This is a genomic window from Kluyvera sp. CHPC 1.2972 (assembly GCF_036759925.1).
Lineage (GTDB): Bacteria > Pseudomonadota > Gammaproteobacteria > Enterobacterales > Enterobacteriaceae > Kluyvera.
Map to the genome: position 1 here is coordinate 113756 of NZ_JAPKIB010000006.1, position 24018 is coordinate 137773.

Genomic DNA, 24018 nt, shown 5'->3' on the forward strand with positions numbered 1-24018 from the left:
GGGTGCTAAAAAGAAAAAACGACTGGTTCCCTGACCGGAGAGAGTGCCAGGTTGCCAGTCGAATTTACGCGATGGTCAGGCTTACGCCAGAACCATTGATGGTGCTTTGAACGCCAACGGCAGTTCTGCGTCGTCCTGGAAGGTCACGAATTCCCAAGCTTCCTGTTTTGCCAGGACCGCTTGCAGAAGTTTGTTATTGAGCGCATGACCGGATTTGTACGCGGTAAATGCACCAATAATGTTGTGACCACACATGAACAAGTCACCGATAGCATCCAGCATTTTGTGACGAACGAATTCATCTTCAAAACGCAGGCCGTCTTCGTTCAGTACGCGATAATCGTCAACAACGATGGCACAATCGAAGCTGCCGCCCAGGCACAGGCCACGGGACTGCAGATATTCGATATCACGCATGAAACCGAAAGTACGGGCACGGCTGATCTGGCGCATGAACGCATCTGCGGAGAAGTTCATCGCATAACGCTGCGTGCTGGAATCAATCGCCGGGTGGTTAAAGTCGATGGTAAAGTCCAACGAGAAACCATTGTACGGTTTGAATTCAGCCCACTTATCGCCATCTTCAACGCGAACGGTGTCTTTAATACGGACGAATTTCTTCGCGCAGTTCAGTTCATCGATGCCGGCATCCAGCAACAGATAAACGAATGGCGCAGCACTACCGTCCATAATCGGGATTTCTGGTGCATCGACTTCAACAACAATGTTGTCGATACCCAGGCCCGCCAGCGCGGCGTTGAGGTGCTCTACGGTAGAAATCCGCACGTCATGCTCGTTGACCAGGCAAGTACAGAGCATAGTATCACGCACAGATTTGGCATCGGCCGGGAAATCTACCGGAGGATTCAAGTCGGTGCGACGATAGATGACCCCGGTATTTGCCGGCGCAGGGCGTAACGTCAGTGTGACCTTTTTGCCGGTATGTAAACCGACGCCAGTCGCCTGAACGATACGTTTAAGAGTCCTTTGTTTGATCATCGTATAATCTCGCCAAATTAACTATCCAACCGAAGTGTATAACACATTCGGTGGGCCAGTTTAGCACAAAGAGCGCAGATTCCCAACTTCCAGCTAATTCTTAATCAGCTTGCTTGCGCAGGAATGCAGGGATATCCAGGTAATCCGGTTCTTTGGTGGTCTGCGGCGTATTGTCGTTAACCACTTTAGCTGCCGGTTTCTGTTCTTGCGTCAGCGGCGCCATACCGTGCTGCTGATAGCGATCCAGTGCAGGCTGCTGCGTCTGCTTGTTGGTCACCAGGGTGATCTCTGGACGCTTATCCATGCCGATACCGGTCGCAACGACGGTAACACGCAGTTCGTCGTTCATATCCGGGTCAAGGGACGTACCGATAACCACGGTTGCATTGTCCGACGCAAACGCACGGATGGTGTTACCTACGGTTTCGAATTCATCCAGACGCAGGTCGAAGCCCGCGGTGATGTTGACCAGAACGCCACGTGCGCCGGACAGGTCGATGTCTTCCAGCAGCGGAGAAGAGATAGCCATTTCAGCCGCTTCTTCCGCACGGTCTTCACCGCTTGCTACACCGGAGCCCATCATCGCATAGCCCATTTCGGACATCACGGTACGGACGTCCGCGAAGTCAACGTTCATCAGGCCAGGACGGGTGATCAGCTCTGCGATACCCTGTACCGCGCCTTTCAGCACGTCGTTCGCCGCGCCAAATGCGTCGAGCAGGGAGATACCGCGACCCAGAACTTTCAGCAACTTGTCGTTCGGGATAGTGATCAGGGAGTCCACGTGCTTGGACAGTTCAGTGATTCCCTGCTCCGCAAATGCCATACGCTTCTTGCCTTCAAAGTTGAAAGGCTTGGTCACGACAGCAACGGTCAGGATACCTAAATCTTTAGCCACTTCAGCAACCACTGGCGCTGCACCGGTACCGGTACCGCCGCCCATGCCTGCTGCAATGAACACCATGTCTGCACCGTCTAACGCAGCGCGCAGTGCTTCACGGTCTTCATCAGCCGCGTTGCGACCGACTTCTGGGTTTGCCCCAGCGCCCAGACCTTTGGTAATACCACTACCGATCTGGATAGTCTGGCCAACCGCCGTTTTACGCAGTGCCTGCGCATCGGTGTTAACAGCAAAAAACTCAACACCTTCGATGCGTTCGCGCACCATGTGTTCAACGGCATTACCGCCGCCGCCACCGACGCCGATGACTTTAATCACCGCGTCGTTGGTCAGTTCCATAGGTTCAAACATAGTTTCTCTCCGTTTTGTGCCTGTCGCCCGAGACCCTGAATTGTGCATGGGTCTCTTTAAAAATTAAAACTCTTTGCGTAACCAGCTATTCAGTCGTTTGATCCACGATCCGACCGATGCGGTGACGCGCTTTTCTACCTCTGCTTCACCACTTAAGTGGGACTCTTTCCCGTAGTGCAGCAGGCCCACCGCCGTTGAATAATACGGCTCCTGGGCATAGTCCGTCAGACCAGTAATATTCAGCGGCGCACCGATACGAACCTGCGTATGGAACACTCGCTGTGCACAAGCCGCTAACCCTTCAATTTGCGCTGCGCCACCGGTCAATACAATCCCCGCCGCGAGATGGTGTTTGACACCCTGCTGACGAAGCTGTTCCTGTAACTGTAAAATCTCTTCATTGACGAGGTTCAGCAGCTCGGTATAACGCGGCTCAATAACCTCTGCCAATGTCTGGCGCTGCAGGCTACGCGGCGGACGACCGCCCACGCTTGGCACTTCAACGCTCTCATCTTTGCCCACAATGGAGCCCAGCGCGCAGCCATGGCGCACTTTAATGGCTTCAGCATCGCTCGGTGGCGTGCCGAAGGCATAGGCGATATCGCTGGTCACCACGTTCCCTGCATAAGGGATCACTTTAGTGTGACGCAGCGCGCCGCCGGTGTAGACCGCGATATCCATTGTACCGCCGCCGATGTCCACAACGCAGACACCCAGCTCACGTTCATCTTCCGTTAAAACGGAATAGCTGGAAGCCAGGCCGGCAAAAATCAGCTGATCCACCTTCAGGCCACAACGCTCAACCGCTTTGACGATATTTTTCGCCATGTCGTTGTGACAGGTAATCAGATGTACTTTTGCCTGCATACGCACACCGGATAAGCCTACCGGGTTTTTGATCCCTTCCTGATAATCAATCGCGTATTCTTGTGGAATAACGTGCAAAACACGATGTTCATCACGTACGCGAACGGATTTCGCCGTGTGAACGACGTTCTCCACGTCTTCCAGCGTGACCTCTTCTTCTGAGATAGGCACCATACCGATCTCATTTTGACAGCTAATGTGCTTACCGGAAAGCGCCAGATATACCGAAGAGATCTGGCAATCCGCCATTAGCTCCGCCTGGTCGATAGCGCGCTGTACGCATTTCACTACCGACTCAAGGTCGTTAACCCCGCCTTTATCCATACCACGGGACGGGCAACTGCCGACCCCTATGATATTAATCACTCCGTCGGGCAGAACTTCCCCTACTAAAGCGGCTACTTTTGCAGTGCCAATCTCCAGTCCAACTACCAGTTTTCTGTCCGTCGCCTTGATCATTGTTGTTCTGCCTGTGCCTGATTCTGTTGTTGATTAGTGTCCGCCGCAGGAGCAGGTTCCCAGCCTACTGCCGCCCCCGAGTCATAACGCAAATCAACATAGCTAATCCGATTACCGTCTGTTTGCGCCTGCTGCTGTAGAACCGGATACAGTTCTAAAAAACGTTCCAGCCGCTTCATCGTATCGCCCCGTCCCAGGTTCAGCTTGATGCCATTATCAAGCGTCAGCTGCCATGAACGGCGCGCGGTCATCGCCGCAACCTTCAACGTGAACTTCCCTTTCGCGAGCATCGCCCCCATGTCGTGATAGCCCTGCAATACTTCGCTTGCGCTGCCTTCAGGGCCATAGAGCATAGGTAGAGTTTGCTTGCTGGTACGATCCGCGGGCACGCTGAAGGCATTACCTTCGGCATCCACCATGTGCTGATCATTCCAACGTGCAATGGGCACATATTCAACCAGATGAATCTTCAATTCGTCCGGCCACTGCTTTCTGACGCTTGCCTGTTTAATCCACGGCAGGCGCTCAATCTGACTCTGGACGATATTCACGTCCTGAGTCATAAAGGTTCCCGGCGATCCCAGTGCCAGAATAGACTGCCGAATATCATCGTTACGCGTGTAATGACGATCGCCAGTCACTACCAGTTTTGAGATGGGCAATCGTTGCGCATCTTCCATCCAGCCCAGCACGACCCAGCCGCTAACGAACACGGTACACAACACCGCCAGCAGGAAAACAATACCCACCAGATGCGTTCCATTATTGCGCCGTGAAGCGGCATACTCCTCTTCTTCACGGTTCCGCGTATTCAGCGCAGCCTGCGACATATCACCCCGCCAGGTCCAGAATTCGTACTACCAGCTGCGAGAAGCTCATTCCCGCCTGACGCGCCGCCATCGGCACCAGACTATGGCTAGTCATCCCCGGAGACGTGTTCGCCTCCAGCAGATAATACTGACCATCGCTGTCCTGCATCACGTCAATGCGACCCCATCCACGGCAGCCTAAAACTTTCCAGGCTTTCAGTACTAAAGACTGCATTGCCGATTCCTGGGATGAATCTTCACAGCCAGGGCAGAAATATTTCGTCTCATCAGAGAGATACTTCGCTTCATAATCATAGAAGGTTCCGGCAGGTTGGATGCGAACTGTCGGTAAAATTTCTTCACCGAGCACCGCGACCGTAAATTCCGGCCCACTGAGCCATTTTTCTACCAGAACTTCGTCATCGTGTTGAAACGCCTGCGTTAACGCTTCGGCCAGATCACCACTCTCGGTGACTTTCGACATCCCAACGCTTGAACCTTCACGACTCGGCTTAACAATAAGCGGCAAGCCGAGCGCTGCAATCTGCGCCTGAACTTCACTGGAAAGCCCGGCATTAAAGGCTTCACGTTCAACGGCAACCCACGGAGCGACCGGTAAACCCGCGCCCTGCCACAGCAATTTACTGCGCAGTTTGTCCATTGAAATGGCCGATGCCATCACGCCGCTGCCGGTATAAGGCAGCTTCAGAAGCTCTAATAATCCCTGCAACGTGCCATCTTCACCGCCGCGACCATGCAGCGCAATAAACACTTTCTGAAAGCCCATATTTTTCAGTTGGGTAACATCAGTCTCTTTTGGGTCTATCGCATACGCATCAATACCCGCTTCGCGAAGACCGGCCAGCACCGCCGTGCCGGAATTTAACGACACGTCGCGTTCGGCTGAGGTTCCACCCAAAAGAACCGCGATCTTATCAGCCATGACGCGGTTCCTCCTGAGTTTGCGGCTTCAGTTTGATTTCAGCTAAGTTACGCGCGATTTTACCAATATTTCCCGCGCCTTGAATGAGAACGAGATCATTACCCGTCAGTACTGATGCCAGCATTTCCGGGACCTGAGCGCTGTCCGAAATCAGAATCGGGTCCACTTTCCCGCGACCACGAATGGTACGGCACAGTGAACGGCTATCGGCCCCTGGAATCGGTGCTTCGCCTGCCGGGTACACGTCCAGCATCAGCAGCGCATCGACCTGGGTCAGCACGTGAGCAAAATCATCGTACAGGTCACGCGTACGGGTATAGCGGTGCGGCTGGAATACCATCACCAGCTTTTTGTCCGGCCAGCCCGCACGAGCGGCTTTGATCGTTGCATCCACTTCCGTTGGGTGGTGACCGTAATCGTCCACCAGCAGCGCGGTGCCTTCTTTACCGTTTACTTCTTCCAGCGGGAACTCGCCCAGGAAGTCGAAACGACGCCCGGTACCCTGGAAACTTTCCAGCGCACGCAGAATCGCCTCGTCTTCAATGCCTTCTTCCGTCGCCACTGCAACCGCAGCAGCAGCATTCAGTGCGTTATGACGGCCCGGTGCATTCAGCGTCACGCGCAGGTCTTCTTTGTCCTGGCGCACCAGCGTGAAATGCCCCTGCGGGCCAATCTGCTGATAGTTTTCTACACGGACGTCTGCATCGTCGCTGAAGCCGTAGGTGGTGGTCTGACGACCAACGCGCGGCAGCAGCTCGCGAATAACCGGGTCATCAACGCACATCACCGCACGGCCATAAAACGGCAGGTTGTGCAGGAAGTTGATAAACGTCTGCTTTAAATTCTCGAAGTCGCCCTGGTAGGTATCCATATGGTCGGCTTCAATGTTGGTGACAATCGCCACCATCGGTTGCAGATGCAGGAACGACGCATCGCTCTCATCGGCTTCCGCTATCAGGTAGCGGCTATGGCCCAGACGCGCATGCACGCCCGCCGCCTTCACCAGGCCACCGTTGACGAAAGTCGGGTCCAGACCCGCTTCCGCATAAATGCTTGCGACCATCGCGGTGGTTGTGGTTTTACCGTGTGTCCCGGCAATGGCGATGCCATGACGAAAACGCATCAGCTCCGCCAGCATTTCCGCGCGGCGAATTACCGGGATACGTGCCTCATGCGCGGCAACGATTTCCGGGTTATCGGCAGAGATAGCCGTAGAGACCACCACCACGCTCGCATCACGAACGTTTTCCGGGCGGTGGTTGAAATAGATGGTGGCGCCCAACTTCGTCAACTGCTGCGTCACCGGGTTCGGTGCCAGATCGGAACCGCTGATCTGATACCCTTCGTTGGCCAGTACTTCAGCAATACCGCCCATACCGGCGCCGCCGATGCCAACAAAGTGAATGTGCCGGACGCGACGCATCTCGGGCACAATAGAACGCAGTTTCGCCAGTTGTTGTGTATTCATTCTCTAAACGCCATCACTTCTGAAATTCGGGCGACGCAAATGCGCCGCGATGATTAAGCCTTTGCAGCCAGGCTTACTGCTTTTGCTACCCGCTCGGTAGCGTCCGGGATGGCCGTCGCACGAGCACGCTCAGCCATCTCTAATAATGTGTTGCGATCCCAGCTTGCCAGCGTGTCAGCGACCGCTTGCGCCGTAAACTGCGGCTGCTCGAAGATCTTCGCCGCGCCAGCTTTTTCCAGCGGCAGCGCATTCCAGTACTGCTGACGGTCCTTATGCTGGAACGGTACGAAGATGGCAGGCAAACCCGCTGCCGCAATCTCACTGACCGTCAACGCACCGGAACGACAGACAACGACATCAGCCCACGCGTACGCTTCGGCCATGTCATCAATGAACTCGGTTACTTTATGCTGCGGTTGACCGACATCGGCATAAGCCTGCTCAACGGTCTGCTGACCGCCTTTGCCGCTCTGGTGCCAGATGGTCACCGCCTCGCCCAGACGTTGCGCGACCTGCGGCAGAGTCTGGTTGAGAATACGCGCACCCTGAGAGCCGCCAACGACCAGCACGCGAATCGGGCCATCGCGGCCCACCAGGCGCTGTTCCGGCAGCGGCAGCGCCAGCACGTCAACGCGTACCGGGTTGCCAACCACGTCAGCATTCGGGAACGCCCCCGGGAAAGCCTGCATCACTTTAGTGGCAATCTTCGCCAGCCATTTATTGGTCAGCCCCGCGATGCCGTTCTGCTCATGCAGAACAACAGGGATACCCAGTGACCACGCAGCCAGACCGCCCGGCCCGGAAACATAGCCTCCCATTCCCAACACCACGTCCGGCTTAAAGCGTTTCATGATCGCACGCGCCTGACGCCAGGCGTTAAAAATACGCATCGGTGCCAGCAACTGCGCCTTCAGGCCTTTGCCGCGTAGGCCGGAAATATGGATAAAATCAATCTCGATGCCATGTTTTGGCACCAGGTCTGCTTCCATACGATCCGCGGTTCCCAGCCAGCGCACTTGCCAGCCTTGATCCATTAAATGGTGCGCAACCGCCAGCCCCGGGAACACGTGTCCGCCGGTACCGCCCGCCATCACCATTAACCGCTTTGTTTGACCGCTCATCGAGAACCTCGGGTAAACGCCTGGGCTTTCTCCAGACGCGTTTCATAATCAATACGTAATAAGAACATGATGGCCGTCGACATAATCAGAAGACTGGAGCCACCGTAGCTTATCAACGGTAGGGTCAGACCTTTGGTCGGTAACATGCCGGCCGCTGCCCCTACGTTTACCAACGCCTGGAAGCTGAACCATACGCCAATTGCGCAAGCCAGGAAGCCAGAAAAACGTTGGTTGATCTCCAGCGCTTTGCGACCAATGGACATGGCGCGGAAAGCGACGAAGAATACCATTAAAAGTGCCAGTACCACACCGATATAACCCAATTCCTCGCCGATAATGGCGAAGATGAAGTCAGTATGTGCCTCAGGCAGATACTCCAGCTTCTGCACCGAGTTGCCTAAACCCTGGCCCCACATCTCACCGCGGCCGAAGGCCATTAGCGACTGCGTCAGCTGGTAACCGCTGCCGAACGGGTCTTCCCACGGGTTCCAGAAAGAGGTCACGCGGCGAATACGGTACGGCTCGGCAAGGATCAGCAGCACCACGGCTGAAATACCCATGCCGATGATGGCGATGAACTGCCACAGCTTGGCGCCTGCCAGGAATAGCATCGCCAGGGTGGTCACAAACAGCACCACAACGGTACCGAGGTCAGGCTGCGCCAGCAGTAAAATCGCCAGCACGAAAATCACGCCCATCGGCTTTAAGAAGCCGCGCAGGTTGTTACGCACCTCGTCGGCTTTACGCACCAGATAGTTGGCGATATAGCAAAACAGCGACAGCTTGGTCAGCTCGGCAGGCTGGATACGCAGCGGGCCGAAGGCAATCCAGCGCGATGCCCCGTTAACCGAGCTACCGACCACCAGTACAATCAGCAACATACCAATAGAAGCAATCAGCATGAACGTACTGTGCTTCTGCCAGAACGACATCGGCAGACGTAACGTCACCAGCGCGAGCACAAACGCCAGCAGAATATAAAGACCGTCACGCTTGGCAAACAGGAACGGATCGTTTGCCAGACGCTGCCCCACCGGCATCGACGCCGAGGTCACCATAATAAAACCAATCGCCGCCAGGCCAAGCGTCAGCCACAGCAGCGTACGGTCATACATAATCAGGCTATCGGTATCTTTCTCCCGAGAGCCCATCACCCAGCCCTTAAGCGCGGCAAACATCCAACCAAACAGCCATGCGAAAACGCGCATGCCCGGCAGACGCGGCAGCCTCAGTCGAGGCAGTCTCAGGCGCGGGAGCGATAAACGCATCAACCTAACTCCTTCGCCAGGCGAGCAAACATGTCGCCGCGCTGTTCAAAGCTTTTAAACTGATCGAGGCTAGCGCAGGCCGGAGACAGCAGCACCATATCGCCCGCGTTGACCAGCGGGGCAATCAGGCGCATTGCCTCTTCCATGGTTTCCGTTTGGGTGGCGATTTCCGGACGCAGCGCAGCCAGTTCACCGCCGTCGCGGCCAAAGCAGTAAAGGCGAATGTTATCGCCGGTCAGGTAGCGTCGCAGCGGTTCGAAGTCGGCCGATTTACCGTCGCCGCCCAGCAGCAGATACAGCGTGCCCGCTACGTGCAGGCCGTTTAAGGCCGCTTCGGTACTGCCGACGTTGGTCGCTTTTGAGTCGTTAATCCAGCGCACGCCACGGTGGTCGAGCACAATCTGGAAACGGTGAGCCAGCCCGGTAAAGGTGGTCAGCGCTTTCAGGCTGGTCGCGCGCGGCAGGCCGACGGCATCCGCCAGCGCCAGCGCCGCCAGGGCGTTGCTGTAGTTATGCTGCCCGGTGAGCGGCATCTCTTTAACGTTCAATACCTTTTCACCCTTCACGCGCAGCCAGGTTTCCCCTTGCTGGCGATTCAGGTGGTAGTCACCGACGTCCACGCCGAAGCTCACGCAGCGATCGTCCGCACCGCGCACCGGCATGGTCAGGCCGTCGTCAGCGTTCACCACGCAGACTTTGGCGTTCTCATAGATACGCAGCTTGGCCGCACGATACTGCTGCAGCCCCAGCGGATAGCGATCCATATGATCTTCAGTGACATTCAGAATGGTCGCGGCAGCGGCATGCAGGCTGGAGGTGGTTTCCAGCTGGAAGCTGGAAAGCTCAAGCACGTACAGCTCGCGGGCCGGATCCAGCAGCATCAGCGCTGGCAGACCAATGTTTCCGCCGACGCCGACATTTACGCCCGCCGCTTTAGCCATCTCGCCAATCAGCGTGGTGACGGTGCTTTTACCGTTCGAGCCGGTAATGGCCACAATCGGCGCCTGCGCTTCGCGGCAGAACAGTTCAATGTCGCCAACGATTTCAACACCCGCATCCGCCGCACGGCTCAGCGACGGGTTGGCCAGCGCCATGCCGGGGCTGGCAACGATCAGATCGGCCGCCATCAGCCAGTCTTCATTCAGCCCGCCGACGTAGCGCTCAACCGCTTCCGGCAGCTTATCCAGACCGGGTGGCGTCGCTCGGGTATCCATCACGCGTGGCGTAACGTTCTGCGCGAGGAAAAAATCCACGCAGGAGAGCCCGGTCAGTCCAAGACCAATGATGACGACGTTTTTACCCTGGTAATCTGCCATGATTAACGTACCTTCAGCGTTGCCAGGCCAATCAGCACCAGCATCAGCGAAATAATCCAGAAGCGCACGATAACGCGCGGTTCCGGCCAGCCTTTCAGTTCATAGTGGTGGTGAATCGGCGCCATACGGAAGATGCGCTGACCGCGCAGCTTGAAGGAACCTACCTGCAGAATCACCGACAGGGTTTCCACCACGAAGACGCCGCCCATGATCACCAGCAGGAATTCCTGACGCAGCAGCACGGCAATAATGCCCAGTGCGCCGCCCAGCGCCAGCGAACCGACGTCGCCCATAAAGACCTGCGCCGGATAGGTGTTGAACCACAGGAAGCCTAAACCCGCGCCGACAATCGCCGTGCAGACGATGACCAGTTCACCGGCGTGACGCAGGTAAGGAATGTGCAGATAGCTCGCGAAATTCATGTTACCGGTCGCCCACGCCACCAGCGCAAAGCCCGCCGCCACAAAGACGGTTGGCATAATAGCCAAGCCGTCGAGGCCATCAGTCAGGTTAACGGCGTTGCCGGTACCCACGATCACGAAATAGGCCAGCAGAATGTAGAGCAGGCCCAGCTGCGGCATGATGTCCTTGAAGAACGGCACCACCAGCTCGGTGGCTGGCGTATCTTTACCGGCAAGGTACAGCGCGAAGGCGACGCCCAGCGCAATCACCGACATCCAGAAGTATTTCCAGCGCGCGATAAGCCCTTTAGTGTCTTTGCGGACCACTTTGCGATAGTCATCAACGAAACCGATAATGCCGTAGCCAATCAGTACCGTCAGCACGCACCAGACGTACGGGTTTGACGGATAAGCCCACAGCAGCACGGAGACCGTAATCGCGGTCAGGATCATGATCCCACCCATCGTTGGGGTACCGCGTTTACTGAAGTGAGATTCAGGACCATCGTTACGAACAACCTGACCAAATGACATTTTTTGCAGACGGGCGATCATGCGCGGGCCCATCCACAAAGAGATGAACAGCGCGGTCAGCAGGCTGACGATGGCGCGAAACGTCAGATAGGAAAAGACGTTAAAGCCGGAATAATATTTGACCAGATGTTCGGCCAGCCACACTAACATGTCCCGTTCTCCTGTAATGCGCGTACAACCTCTTCCATGGCGGCACTGCGTGAACCTTTCACCAGAATGGTGATAGATTTGTGTTCGTTAATCAGCGTGTTAAGACGAGCAATTGCCGATGCTTTATCAGTGAAGTGCTCCCCTGCCCCGCTGGCAATGCTAATCGCCTGGCTTAAATTGCCGACGCTCAGCACACGATCAAGACCTGCCGCTTTCGCCGCTTCGCCAACCTGAATGTGGCAAGCTTCACTCTCTGCGCCAAGTTCGGCCATATCGCCGACCACCAGTACGCGGTAACCCGGCATTTCAGACAGCACCTGTACCGCCGCCGTCATCGAACCGACGTTGGCGTTATAGGAGTCGTCCAGCACCAGTTGGCTGTCCGTCAGGTGAATCGGGAACAGACGACCCGGTACCGCTTTCAGCTGCGCGAGACCCGCTTTCACCGCGCCTAAGTCTGCACCCACGGCGGTTGCCAGCGCGGTTGCGGCCAGCGCATTAGCGATGTTATGGCGACCCGGCAGCGGCAACAGCACATCAGTGCTGCCGTTCGGCGTATGCAGCGTAAATTCCGTACCCTGCGAGGTAATGCGCACGTCAGCGGCGCTGAAATCACTCCCCGCCGCGTTTGGTGAGAAACGCCAGACGGTACGATCGCCAATCACCTGCTGCCAGTTGGCCCAGTCATTGTTATCGGCGTTCAGAATCGCAATACCACTGTCTGGCAGGCCGGTGAAGATCTCACCCTTCGCTTTCGCAACGCCCGCCAACGAGCCAAAACCTTCCAGATGCGCCGCCGCCAGGTTGTTCACCAGCGCCGCTTCCGGACGAGTCAAACTCACGGTCCAGGCGATTTCGCCCTGGTGGTTTGCCCCCAGTTCAATAACCGCAAACTGATGCTCCGGCGTCAGGCGCAGTAATGTCATCGGCACGCCAATGTCATTGTTTAGATTGCCCGCGGTATAAAGCGTGTTGCCGCACTGCCCCAGAATCGCGGCGGTCATCTCTTTCACCGAGGTTTTACCGGAAGAACCGGTCAGGGCAACTACGCGAGCAGGCACCTGCTGACGTACCCAAGCCGCCAGCTCGCCGAAGGCGAGACGGGTATCGCTCACCACCAGCTGCGGCAGGTCGATGTCCAGCTTACGGCTGACCAGCAGCGCGCCTGCGCCGCCCTCTTTTGCCGTTTGCGCAAAATCATGCGCATCAAAACGTTCGCCCTTCAGCGCCACAAACAGACAGCCCGGCGTTAATTTCCGGGTATCGGTGGTCACATCTTCAATAAGGACATCGCTGCCACGAAGCTCGCCGTTCAGAACGTTGGCAAGCTGGCCAAGCGTTACGCCAATCATGCCACCACTCCCAGCAGACGCGCTGCGGTAATACGATCGGAGTAATCGAGACGACGGTTACCCACAATCTGATAATCTTCATGACCTTTGCCGGCCACCAGCACGACGTCATCCGCTTTTGCCTGCATGATGGCGTTGGTTACCGCTTCAGCGCGGCCTTCCATCACTTTCACGTGACCGGCATCAACCATACCCGCGAGGATATCGTTAATGATGTCGCGCGGCTCTTCGGTGCGTGGGTTATCGTCGGTCACCACCACCACATCGGAGAACTCTTCGGCAATCGCCCCCATCAGCGGACGTTTGCCTTTGTCACGGTCGCCGCCGCAGCCAAAGACGCACCACAGCTTGCCGGAGCAGTGCAGGCGTGCAGCCTGCAGCGCTTTTTCCAGCGCATCCGGGGTGTGGGCGTAATCGACCACCACCGTCGGTTTGCCCGGCGCGCTAAACACTTCCATACGCCCGCAAACCGGCTGTAAACGCGCTGCGGTTTTCAGCAGGCCAGCCAACGGATAGTCCAGCGCCAGCAGCGTTGCCAGCGCCAGCAGCAGATTGCTGACGTTAAATGCGCCCATCAATCGGCTTTCAATTTCGCCTTCACCCCAGGTGGAGTCGAAGCGGATGGTCGCGCCGCTATCGTGATAGTTCACCGTCACGGCTTTCAGCCAGCGGCCGTGGCAGTCTGGATTAATGTGACCGTCCATGGAGACCGCAACGGCATCCGGCAGACGACCTAACCAGCGACGGCCCACTTCATCGTCAGCGTTGACGATGGCCTGGCCGCAGTGGTGAGTGGAGTACAGCAGCCATTTTGCCGCTTCGTAGTGTTCCATATCACCATGGTAATCAAGATGATCGCGGCTTAGGTTAGTGAACACCGAGGCGGCAAACTTGAGCGCTGCCACGCGGTGCTGCACCAGGCCGTGAGAGGAAACCTCCATCGCGGCAACCGTCGCACCCTGCTCAACCAGACCGGCCAGCACGTGCTGTACGTCGACCGCCGAGCCGGTGGTGTTTTCCGTTGGGATCACTTTATCCAGCAGGCCGTTACCGACCGTGCCCATCACCGCGCTGGTTTCACCCAGCAGTTGGCACCATTGTGCAATCAGCTGCGTGGTGGTGGTTTTACCGTTGGTCCCGGTCACGCCAATCAGGCGTAGGCTGTCGGACGGCTCGTGGTAAAAACGCCCGGCCAGTGCCGATAAGCGCTCGTTTAACTGGCTGAGGTAGATAACCGGCACGCCGTGCATCTCGCGGATTTCACCGTCGGCGGCCTCATCTTTTGCCTCGGCTATAACAGCAGCGACACCTTGCGCAATTGCCTGCGGGATATACCGACGCCCGTCCGCCTGATGACCTACTACCGCTACGAACAGATCGCCCGATGCAGCCACACGGCTGTCGAGCGTCATCTCTCGCAGTACTCGCTCCGGCGCATTTGGCACCCACGGAGCGAGAAGGTCGCGCAAATTACGATCTGCCACCTGTACCCTCGCCTTGATTCGTCACTAATTCACTTTTATCGCCGCCCGTTGCCAGCGCATCCGGCTCAATGTTCATCGTGCGCAGTACGCCGCCCATGATGGCACCAAAGACCGGCGCGGAAACGGCGCCACCGTAGTATTTACCTGCCTGCGGGTCGTTGATCACCACCACCAGCGCAAAGCGCGGCTGGCTGGCTGGCGCAACGCCCGCGGTGTAAGCAATGTATTTGTTGATATAGCGTCCGTCCGGACCGACTTTTTTCGCCGTACCGGTTTTAATCGCGATACGGTAGCCTTTAATCGCCGCCTTCACGCCGCCGCCGCCAGGCAGCGCCACGCTTTCCATCATATGAACGACGGTACGGACGATAGATTCCGGGAAGATGCGCTCACCGGGAACCGGCGGGTCAACTTTGGTTATCGACAGCGGACGGTAGATCCCGTAGCTGCCAATCGTTGCGTAGACACGCGCTAACTGTAACGGCGTTACCATTAGCCCGTAGCCGAAAGAGAAGGTGGCCCTCTCTATGTCAGACCACCGTTGTTTTTGAGGATATAAGCCACTGCGTTCTCCGACCAACCCCAAATTGGTCGCTTTTCCCAGCCCAAAACGTGAGTAAGTATCTACTAACGCTGAGGACGGCATCGCTAACGCCAGCTTGGAAACACCGACGTTACTCGACTTCTGTAAAACCCCAGTCAGGGTCAATTCGCTGTAGCGTGCCACGTCTTTGATTTCGTGGCCGTTAATACGGTAAGGAATGGTGTTCAGTACGGTGTTTTCGCGGACCACGCCGCGCTGCAGCGCGGTCATCACCACCATCGGTTTCACCGTGGAGCCCGGTTCAAATACGTCAGTGATGGCCCGGTTACGCATGGTATCTTTGGCCGTGCCGGTAAAATTGTTCGGGTTGTAGGATGGGCTGTTGGCCATCGCCAGCACTTCACCCGTGCTCACGTCGACCAGCACGGCGCTGCCGGATTCCGCTTTGTTAAACGCCACGGCGTTGTTCAGTTCTCGGTACACCAGCGCCTGCAGGCGCTCGTCAATGCTCAGCGCCAGGTTGTGCGCAGCCTGGCTGTCAGTTGAGGAGATATCTTCAATTACCCGGCCATAGCGGTCTTTACGCACGATGCGTTCGCCCGGCTGGCCGGTGAGCCACTTGTCGAAGCTCTTCTCAACCCCTTCAATACCCTGACTGTCTACGTTGGTGAAGCCGATGAGGTGAGCGGTTACTTCTCCGGATGGATAGTAACGGCGAGACTCTTCGCGCAGATAAATCCCCGGCAGCTTGAGCTTTTTGATGTAGTCGGCCATATCAGGGTTCACCTGACGCGCCAGATAGATAAAGCGCATGCGCGGATTGGTGTTAATGCGGTTCGCCAGTTGGTCCAGCGGGATGTTCAGCGCATCCGCCAACGCTTTCCAGCGGTTGTTCAGCATCACGCCGCCCGCTTCATGCAGCTCTTTTGGGTCGGCCCAAATCGCTTTTACCGGCACGCTCACCGCCAGCGGGCGGCCGGAGCGGTCGGTTATCATACCGCGAGAGGTGGAAACCTGCTGAACGCGCAGGGAACGCATGTCACCCTCACGCACCAGTTTATCCGGGGCAATAATTTGTAGCCAGGCTGCACGCCCCAACAGGAACGCGAGCGCGAGAAAAATACAGCCGCAAAGCAACGCAAAACGCCAACTGATAAAGTTGGCCTGTTCTTCCTGACGTTTTGGCTTAAGCGTTTTTGCCGCTGGTTTCATGCGTTGCAATAATCCTTATTTCTGTACAACAATGTTTTCTTTTGATGGATCAACATGTTGCATCTGCAACTTTTCGGTAGCGATACGTTCAACGCGGCTATGATCGCCAAGAGCATTCTCTTCGAGGATCAGGTTTCGCCATTCAATGTCTAACGCGTCGCGCTCCAGCACCAACTGTTCTCGTTGGGCCGTTAACAAGCGGGTATGGTGGGCGGTCGTCACCACCGTTACCGCTGTGACAATGATGCAAATGAACAGACAGAGTGGCAGCTTCCCGAACTGCAAAAGGTCGTCGCGAATAACGCCAGGCAAGGCATGGCGCTCGCCGTTTCCTAACGACCCGGTTACTTTGCTTAGGGCTTCTGTCACTCTGCCGATCATGCGTTCGTCCTTTCTGCAATACGCAGTACTGAACTACGGGCACGCGGATTCTCAGCCACTTCATCTTCACCCGGCATCAACTTGCCTAGCGCTCGTAAATGACGGCCACCCAGCTTCCTGAGTTGCTCTTCGGTCATCGGGATCCCCGCTGGAACCTGTGGACCGCGGCTCTGTTCACGCATAAAGCGCTTCACGATGCGGTCTTCCAGCGAATGGAAGCTGATAATCGACAGCCGCCCACCCGGGGCCAGCACGCCAAGCGAGCTTTTTAGCGCTTGCTCTATCTCCTCCAGCTCACTATTCACCCAAATGCGCACCGCCTGGAAGGTACGGGTTGCGGGGTGTTTGAATTTGTCTTTCACCGGCATGGCCGCCGCGATAACTTCCGCCAACTCTTTAGTGCGGGTCATCGGCTGTTCGCGGTTACGCTCGACGATGGCGCGAGCAATACGCTTACCGAAACGTTCTTCACCGAAGGTTTTAATCACCCAGGCAATATCCGCTTCTTCTGCCGTTTGCAGCCATTCTGCTGCTGACTGACCGCGGGTTGGGTCCATGCGCATGTCCAGCGGGCCATCGCGCATAAAGGAAAAACCGCGTTCAGCGTCATCAAGCTGCGGTGAAGAAACGCCAAGATCGAGAAGGATACCGTCGATCTTGCCGACAAGGTCGCGCTCAGCAACGTAATCCGCCAGCGCAGAAAAAGGGCCATGCACGATGGAAAAGCGCGGATCATCGATGGTCTTAGCCACCGCGATCGCTTCTGGATCGCGATCGATCGCAATCAAACGCCCCTGCTCGCCAAGCTGCGACAGGATAAGGCGCGAGTGACCACCGCGACCAAAGGTGCCATCAATATAGATACCGTCAGGACGAATATTCAGGCCGTTAACGGCTTCATCCAGCAGTACCGTGGTGTGTTTAAAATTTTCCATCATATTTATAAGGACAAATCCTGCAATCGCTCCGACAGCGCCCCTGAAGCAGATTGCTCAGCGTCGATATCTTCCTTGACCTGTTGATACCAGGCCGTTTCATCCCACAGTTCAAACTTATTGAACTGCCCGACCAGCATCACTTCTTTGGTCAATCCGGCGTGTTGCCGTAAAACCGGCGCAATCAACAATCGCCCGGCATTATCCATCTGGCATTCGCTGGCATGCCCTAGCAGCAATCGCTGTACGCGACGCTCAACGGGATTCATGCTCGACAAACGCGAGAGTTTTTGCTCGATAATTTCCCATTCGGGCAGAGGATAAAGCAGCAGGCAGGGGTGATGGATGTCAATGGTACAAACCATTTGACCGGTAGCGATCTCGACAAGCTGGTCCCGATATCGGACAGGGACGGCTAAGCGCCCTTTGCTGTCGAGATTGACTAACGTTGCCCCCCGGAACATGCCAGCTTTACCCCCGTTTACCACTTTGCCCCACAAATTCCCACTTTAAGGAGTTTACGGAGCAGAGGAAAAGCTTGTCAAGCCAGCATGAATGCCAACAGAGTCCAAAAAACCACTATTTACGGCCGACAATAGCCCTGATTAATAATTATCCAACAGACGAGGCAAATTAACGCCATGAATACCCGTAAGAAAAATAGAGGTTGATTCACATGCCGTTAACGCGACTTAATATCATCGAAAGAATATATAAAGTGTCAGTTTGCGACGCGAGCGGCATTTTAGGACATTCTGTTGCTCGTTAACAGTCCTTCTGGCGCGCCCTTGCGAGGAATTCGGAGTAGAGAGATTGCTCATTCTGGTAGGCAAGCTGAGAAGTGTTTGTTATTTCGGCAATCCATCGCGAGAATGTAACAAAATAATACACAAATAATTTAATTTTACTTTGCGTTCACATTATTAAGCACTATTCCGCGATCTTAGCGGGGGAATTAAATAGAGAGCTAACCAAAATGTAGAATTATCTGAATTAAGAATTGAATGACTTTTTTGTTCAATGAAGGCCACTTAGCGTAGCCTTCATTAAGAGAGCTTATCGACGGCTCAGACTACCGCGACGATAAAGATTACGACGAATGCGGCTCAAACCAGGTTTCGGCTTACGCGGTTCATCGAGGCTTGCCAGCACAATCTCCAGCACGCGTTCAGCGACATCACGGTGGCGCTGGGCAACCGCAAGAACCGGACACTGCAGGAAGTCGAGCAGCTCGTTATCGCCAAAGGTCGCAATCGCCAGATCGGTCGGCAGCTTGCCTTCACGACGCAGCGTCACATCCATCACCCCTTGCAGCAAGGCAAATGACGTGGTGAACAACGCCTGCGGCATCGGGTGCGTTTCCAGCCATTTTTCAAACAGCTGCGCCGCAGCTTCACGCTCGTAGCTATTGGCATACAGGAAGTGCACGTCGCGCGGGTCATCTTTCCAGGCGGTACGGAAGCCCTGCTCGCGCAGGAAACTTACCGACAGCTCCGGCAACGCGCCGAGATAAAGAACGGTTTCTGCCGGGAAGGTACGCAGCTCTGCGGCAAGCATTTCCGCGTCGTCCTGATCGGCGCCCACGACGCTGGTGAAGTGTTCGCGATCGAGCGCACGGTCAAGCGCGACAATCGGAAACGAATCGTTCGCCCAACGCTGGTAGAAAGGGTGCTCCGGCGGCAGCGACGTTGACACGATGATCGCATCAACCTGGCGTTGCAGCAGGTGCTCGATACAGCGCATTTCGTTATCCGGCTGATCTTCAGAACAGGCAATCAGTAACTGATAGCCGCGCTGACGGGCCTGGCGCTCAAGATAGTTTGCGATGCGCGTGTAGCTGGTGTTCTCCAGGTCGGGAATAACCAGCCCAATAGAACGAGTGCGTCCTGCACGCAGACCGGCGGCGACCGCGTTAGGGTGGTAGTTATGCTCACGCACAACGGCCATCACTTTTTCGACAGTCTTGTCGCTGACGCGGTACTGCTTGGCTTTGCCGTTAATCACATAGCTGGCGGTGGTTCGGGAAACACCGGCAAGCCGGGCGATTTCATCCAGTTTCACAATTGCCCCTTGCTTTATAAGTATAATCCGTAACATCTAAACGCAGATTGATCTCATCGGCAATAGCTTTTCTTCGCACTTATTGCTGATTTCGCAAAAAAAAGCCCGACGTCAGGCCGGGCTACGATAAAGCGATGAGAGGTGATTAGCGCATAATCTTGTCGCCGCGCGACAAACCGACCACGCCGGAGCGCGCCACTTCAACAATTCTGGCGACATCGCGCAGCGAAGCGAGGAACGCATCCAGCTTGTCACTCGTCCCCGCCAGCTGCACGGTATAAAGCGATGGCGTGACGTCGATAATCTGCCCACGGAAGATTTCCGTGTTGCGTTTGACCTCATCACGGCCATAACCGCTGGCCTGGACCTTCACCAGCATGATTTCGCGTTCAACGTGGGCACCCTGCCCCAACTCGTTCACCCGCAGTACATCCACCAGCTTGTGCAGCTGCTTTTCGATCTGCTCGATGGTCTTTTCATCGCCGACCGTCTGGATAGTCATGCGGGATAGCGTCGGATCGTCGGTAGGTGCGACGGTCAGACTTTCAATGTTGTACCCACGCTGCGAAAAGAGGCCAATCACGCGCGACAGCGCGCCGGACTCGTTTTCCAGTAATACAGATAATATCCGGCGCATAATCAGGTTCTCTCCGTTTTGCTCAGCCACATCTCGTCCATTGCCCCGCCGCGAATCTGCATCGGGTAGACGTGCTCGCTGCCGTCGACGCAGACGTCGACAAATACCAGTCGGTTATTGCGCACCTGCTCCAGCGCCTCCGCAAGCTTACTCTCAAGCTCAGCGGGCTCGGTGATACGAATACCCACATGCCCGTAGGCTTCCGCCAGGCGGACAAAATCCGGTAGCGACTGCATATAGGACTGAGAGTGACGGCCAGAATAGATCATATCCTGCCACTGCTTCACCATGCCCAGATAGCCGTTATTCAGATTCAGTACCAGTACCGGCAGCTCGTACTGCAGCGCGGTTGAGAGCTCCTGAATGTTCATCTGAATACTGCCGTCGCCCGTCACGCAGACCACGGTCTCTTCCGGCAGCGCCATCTTCACGCCAAGCGCCGCCGGCAGGCCGAAGCCCATGGTACCGAGGCCGCCGGAATTGATCCAACGACGCGGTTTATCAAACGGGTAGTACAGCGCGGCGAACATCTGGTGCTGGCCCACATCTGAGGTGACGTAGGCCTCACCGTTAGTCAGCTTCCAGATGGCTTCCACCACCGCCTGCGGCTTAATCTGCCCGCTCTGGGTGTCGTATTTCAGGCACTGGCGCGCACGCCATTGCTCGATTTGCTGCCACCAGTCGCGGATCTCATCCAGCGGCTGCGCAGCGCTTTCCTGATCCAGCAGCTCCAGCATTTGATCCAGAACTTGCCCCGCATCGCCGACGATCGGAATATCCGCCGGTACCGTTTTAGAGATCGACGTGGGATCGATATCAATATGCAGCACCGTGGCATCCGGGCAGTACTTCGCCAGATTGTTGGTGGTGCGATCGTCAAAACGCACCCCGACGGCGAAAATCACGTCGGAGTGGTGCATCACCATATTGGCTTCATAGGTGCCGTGCATGCCCAGCATCCCCAGCGACTGACGATGCGTTGCCGGGAAACCGCCGAGCCCCATCAGCGAAGAGGCCACCGGCAGATTCAGTTTTTCAATCAGCGTTCGCAGTTGCGTGTGACATTCGGCATTCACCACGCCGCCGCCCACATATACCACCGGCTTTTTCGCCGCGATAAGCGTCTGCAGCGCACGTTTGATCTGGCCTTTATGGCCGGTCGTGGTCGGGTTGTAAGAGCGCATGCTAACCGCATCGGGCCAAACATACGGCAGCTTCTTAGCCGGGTTCATAATATCTTTTGGCAGATCAACCACCACCGGGCCAGGACGGCCGCTGGCTGCTAGCCAGAAGGCTTTCTTGAGCACGCCAGGAATATCTTCGGTCTGCTTCACCAGGAAGCTGTGCTTTACCACCGGGCGCGAGATCCCGACCATGTCGCACTCCTGGAAGGCATCATAGCCAATCAGCGACGTCGCCACCTGACCGGACAGTACCACCAGCGGAATCGAGTCCATATAGGCCGTGGCAATACCGGTGATGGCGTTTGTCGCCCCAGGGCCAGAGGTGACCAGCACCACGCCCACTTCCCCGGTGGCGCGCGCCAGACCATCGGCCATATGCACCGCCGCCTGTTCATGACGCACCAGCACGTGGTCAATCCCACCTACCGTATGCAGCGCATCATAAATATCGAGGACGGCGCCTCCAGGGTAGCCAAATACCTGCTTTACGCCCTGATCGATTAACGATCGGACGACCATCTCGGCTCCAGACAACATCTCCATGGTTTGCCTCCCGGCTTCTGTGCTTAATGACCCGAGAATTCATTTCTCTACGGCCATGTGCCGACGGTACGCGATACGTCCACCGGCGCTAAATTATCGGTAACGACCTAACATAACCGCTCGCCACAAGGCAGGCAATTCACACGTCTGGCGTAGAGGCAGTACTAAAAAGTGGAAAAATAAAGGGAAAGGGGAAAATGATGGAGGATTACTTCAATGCCAGGAAAAGAAGAGCGTAGATGCTCGGGCGAATGGAGCCATTACAGCAAAACGTGCATTTTTCACTTTATTGCCCCGGTTACTTGCGGGCGATAACAGCATAATATTTTTATTTATCACAAAAAAACAAAACAAACAGAATGCAAATGCACTCTGTTTGTCTCTGGGTCAATTATTGCTGACGACAGGCATTGATCAGCAACTCTTCCATCCACTGATGGCCTTTATCGCGACCGGCCGCTTCATGCCAGGAAAGATAGCAGGTACGACTGTTTAGATTCATTGGCAACGGTAATATCTGCAGGCCGAGCTGTTCAGAAAACTCTTCTGCCAGACGACGTGGCGCCACGGCGATCAGTTGAGTCTGGGAAACGACATTCAGTACGCTAATCAGCGCCATGCCTTGATAAGCAATACGACTTTGCTTATCAATGGTGTCATACCATGGCTCGCTAAACGACGCGAAACGATCGAGAGAAACAACGGCGTGCTCTTCACTATAAACATCCGCTTCCGTTATCAGAGCTTGCGCACGAGGATGCTTGTTGCTCGCCACCAGAACCATTTCATCATTGAATAGTGGAACACAGGCGAACTCAGGACGGCGGAACTCTTCATAGCCCAGCACAAATTCAATTTCCTGATAACGCAACTGATGTTCAGTGTTTTGATTTAATGATGATTTAAAGACCATATGAATATGTGGCGCCACCTCATTCACTTTATTGAGAATGATTGAGGTCAGATAATTATCCAGCGGGCTACAAACACAAATATTAAATACACGTTCACTGCTCAATGGTTCAAAACCAGAGCCCGGTAATTCATTTTGCACCAGTTGCAGCGCCTGACGAACAGAACCAAACAGTTGGAATGCACGTGCTGTCGGCTGAATACCGCGTCCATAGCGCACAAATAATTCATCATTGAACATGACTTTCAGACGAGCGACAGCGTTACTGACCGCAGGCTGCGACATCCCCAGCGTATGGGCGGCACGCGTAATGTTTTGTTCCTGCATCACCGCGTCAAATACGGTCAGCAAATTTAAATCAACCATCCGGAGTTGAGGTTTGTTTCCTTCACTACTTGATGTACGTTTCTGCCCCGGTGCATTAATTACGCTATCAGACTCCAATGTCATACAAAACTCCTTTTGCAAAATAGCAAAAATATATTGAGGCTATATGATTTACCATGCATATAAGATCCAAAAAAGAGAATTCAATAAAAATAGGAATATATAAAGAAGCTGAGTGAGATTATGGATGAGTGAAAATCGAACTCATCTATATCACTTAGCGAATGACACGTAGTTTACTCATAGATCGTACGAATAGACAACGATCCAAAATTGGAACAATAAATTAAGTTTTATTAAAATGTTTTATTATTCGCACTTTTAAAATTAACATTTTATATCAAAAATCGCTTTTTACGATTTACAAAGCAAGCATTATTTTACTATAAATACTTACTTATCATATGGATAGAGTTATACTTAAGAAATGTCAAACCCATGAGCATTTACGATGAATCATGTTCAGATGCGACAAAATATGTAAATCATGAATTAACAAAAGAAATTATCATCTATCAAGCACGACAATCTTCAGCACAATTAGCTAATTCAGCCGTTTCGTTTTTATGAGGAATTCCCCTTCATTTCACATGTCAGGGTTGACATCACAAACCATATCCAGTACCACTAAAAGCATATCGAATTCATCTGGAGAATGATGACATGTTCCGTACCACTCGCTTCAACGGCCTACTACTACTAAACGCCTCTTCTGTGCGCGGTAGGCTGGTGTGCGACGTTCAACGTTAAGTCATCATCAGTTAAACGAAAAACCCGCGCCGCTGCGCGGGTTTTTTT

At 55.0% G+C, this 24018-nt stretch carries 21 protein-coding genes; 1 reads left to right on the forward strand and 20 read right to left on the reverse strand.

Annotated elements, in window-relative coordinates; genetic code table 11:
- Window positions 1-81 precede the first annotated feature (81 nt).
- The 20 genes from lpxC to leuO form a co-directional block, all read right to left on the reverse strand.
- Window positions 82-999, reverse strand: coding sequence for a UDP-3-O-acyl-N-acetylglucosamine deacetylase (gene lpxC / locus V6944_RS12095; protein WP_185668542.1), 918 nt, complete (start codon window positions 997-999; stop codon window positions 82-84).
- A 100-nt stretch (window positions 1000-1099) separates the two neighbouring features.
- Window positions 1100-2251, reverse strand: a complete 1152-nt coding sequence (gene ftsZ, locus V6944_RS12100) for a cell division protein FtsZ (RefSeq protein WP_035893043.1) — start codon at window positions 2249-2251, stop codon at window positions 1100-1102.
- A 63-nt stretch (window positions 2252-2314) separates the two neighbouring features.
- A complete protein-coding gene (gene ftsA / locus V6944_RS12105; RefSeq protein WP_035893041.1) occupies window positions 2315-3577 on the reverse strand; it encodes a cell division protein FtsA in 1263 nt (420 codons plus the stop codon).
- Window positions 3574-4407, reverse strand: coding sequence for a cell division protein FtsQ (gene ftsQ, locus V6944_RS12110; RefSeq protein WP_333499127.1), 834 nt, complete (start codon window positions 4405-4407; stop codon window positions 3574-3576). The genes ftsA and ftsQ overlap by 4 nt, the downstream gene beginning before the upstream one ends.
- A 1-nt stretch (window position 4408) precedes the next feature.
- Window positions 4409-5329 (reverse strand): D-alanine--D-alanine ligase, encoded by a 921-nt coding sequence (locus V6944_RS12115; protein WP_333499128.1) that lies wholly within the window; start codon window positions 5327-5329, stop codon window positions 4409-4411.
- Window positions 5322-6797, reverse strand: a complete 1476-nt coding sequence (gene murC / locus V6944_RS12120; protein ID WP_333499129.1) for a UDP-N-acetylmuramate--L-alanine ligase — start codon at window positions 6795-6797, stop codon at window positions 5322-5324. The genes V6944_RS12115 and murC overlap by 8 nt, the downstream gene beginning before the upstream one ends.
- A 53-nt stretch (window positions 6798-6850) precedes the next feature.
- Window positions 6851-7918 carry an undecaprenyldiphospho-muramoylpentapeptide beta-N-acetylglucosaminyltransferase gene (gene murG, locus V6944_RS12125; RefSeq protein ID WP_333499130.1) on the reverse strand — a complete coding sequence of 356 codons (1068 nt, stop codon included), beginning with the start codon at window positions 7916-7918 and terminating at the stop codon, window positions 6851-6853.
- Window positions 7915-9186 carry a cell division protein FtsW gene (gene ftsW, locus V6944_RS12130; protein ID WP_333495988.1) on the reverse strand — a complete coding sequence of 424 codons (1272 nt, stop codon included), beginning with the start codon at window positions 9184-9186 and terminating at the stop codon, window positions 7915-7917. The genes murG and ftsW overlap by 4 nt, the downstream gene beginning before the upstream one ends.
- Complete coding sequence (gene murD, locus V6944_RS12135) at window positions 9186-10502, reverse strand: UDP-N-acetylmuramoyl-L-alanine--D-glutamate ligase (protein WP_333499131.1); 1317 nt, start codon at window positions 10500-10502, stop codon at window positions 9186-9188. The genes ftsW and murD overlap by 1 nt, the downstream gene beginning before the upstream one ends.
- 2 nt (window positions 10503-10504) lie before the next feature.
- Window positions 10505-11587 carry a phospho-N-acetylmuramoyl-pentapeptide-transferase gene (gene mraY, locus V6944_RS12140; protein WP_035893027.1) on the reverse strand — a complete coding sequence of 361 codons (1083 nt, stop codon included), beginning with the start codon at window positions 11585-11587 and terminating at the stop codon, window positions 10505-10507.
- Window positions 11581-12939, reverse strand: a complete 1359-nt coding sequence (gene murF / locus V6944_RS12145; RefSeq protein ID WP_333499132.1) for a UDP-N-acetylmuramoyl-tripeptide--D-alanyl-D-alanine ligase — start codon at window positions 12937-12939, stop codon at window positions 11581-11583. The genes mraY and murF overlap by 7 nt, the downstream gene beginning before the upstream one ends.
- Window positions 12936-14423 carry a UDP-N-acetylmuramoyl-L-alanyl-D-glutamate--2,6-diaminopimelate ligase gene (gene murE / locus V6944_RS12150; RefSeq protein WP_333499133.1) on the reverse strand — a complete coding sequence of 496 codons (1488 nt, stop codon included), beginning with the start codon at window positions 14421-14423 and terminating at the stop codon, window positions 12936-12938. The genes murF and murE overlap by 4 nt, the downstream gene beginning before the upstream one ends.
- A complete protein-coding gene (locus V6944_RS12155; RefSeq protein ID WP_333499134.1) occupies window positions 14410-16179 on the reverse strand; it encodes a peptidoglycan glycosyltransferase FtsI in 1770 nt (589 codons plus the stop codon). The genes murE and V6944_RS12155 overlap by 14 nt, the downstream gene beginning before the upstream one ends.
- 15 nt (window positions 16180-16194) lie before the next feature.
- Window positions 16195-16560, reverse strand: coding sequence for a cell division protein FtsL (gene ftsL, locus V6944_RS12160; protein ID WP_035893020.1), 366 nt, complete (start codon window positions 16558-16560; stop codon window positions 16195-16197).
- Complete coding sequence (rsmH, locus tag V6944_RS12165; RefSeq protein WP_185668559.1) at window positions 16557-17498, reverse strand: 16S rRNA (cytosine(1402)-N(4))-methyltransferase RsmH; 942 nt, start codon at window positions 17496-17498, stop codon at window positions 16557-16559. The genes ftsL and rsmH overlap by 4 nt, the downstream gene beginning before the upstream one ends.
- A gap of 2 nt (window positions 17499-17500) precedes the next feature.
- Window positions 17501-17959, reverse strand: coding sequence for a division/cell wall cluster transcriptional repressor MraZ (gene mraZ / locus V6944_RS12170; RefSeq protein ID WP_333499236.1), 459 nt, complete (start codon window positions 17957-17959; stop codon window positions 17501-17503).
- Window positions 17960-18551: 592 nt separating this feature from the next.
- A complete protein-coding gene (gene cra, locus V6944_RS12175; RefSeq protein ID WP_185668563.1) occupies window positions 18552-19556 on the reverse strand; it encodes a catabolite repressor/activator in 1005 nt (334 codons plus the stop codon).
- A gap of 145 nt (window positions 19557-19701) precedes the next feature.
- Window positions 19702-20193 carry an acetolactate synthase small subunit gene (ilvN, locus tag V6944_RS12180; RefSeq protein ID WP_035893016.1) on the reverse strand — a complete coding sequence of 164 codons (492 nt, stop codon included), beginning with the start codon at window positions 20191-20193 and terminating at the stop codon, window positions 19702-19704.
- A 2-nt stretch (window positions 20194-20195) separates the two neighbouring features.
- Window positions 20196-21920 carry an acetolactate synthase 3 large subunit gene (gene ilvI / locus V6944_RS12185; RefSeq protein ID WP_333499135.1) on the reverse strand — a complete coding sequence of 575 codons (1725 nt, stop codon included), beginning with the start codon at window positions 21918-21920 and terminating at the stop codon, window positions 20196-20198.
- Between the two features lie 391 nt (window positions 21921-22311).
- A complete protein-coding gene (leuO, locus tag V6944_RS12190) occupies window positions 22312-23283 on the reverse strand; it encodes a transcriptional regulator LeuO (protein ID WP_333499136.1) in 972 nt (323 codons plus the stop codon).
- A 600-nt stretch (window positions 23284-23883) separates the two neighbouring features.
- On the opposite strand from leuO, the gene leuL reads away from it, so the two are divergent.
- A complete protein-coding gene (gene leuL, locus V6944_RS23335) occupies window positions 23884-23970 on the forward strand; it encodes a leu operon leader peptide (protein WP_100249930.1) in 87 nt (28 codons plus the stop codon).
- Window positions 23971-24018: the final 48 nt, after the last annotated feature.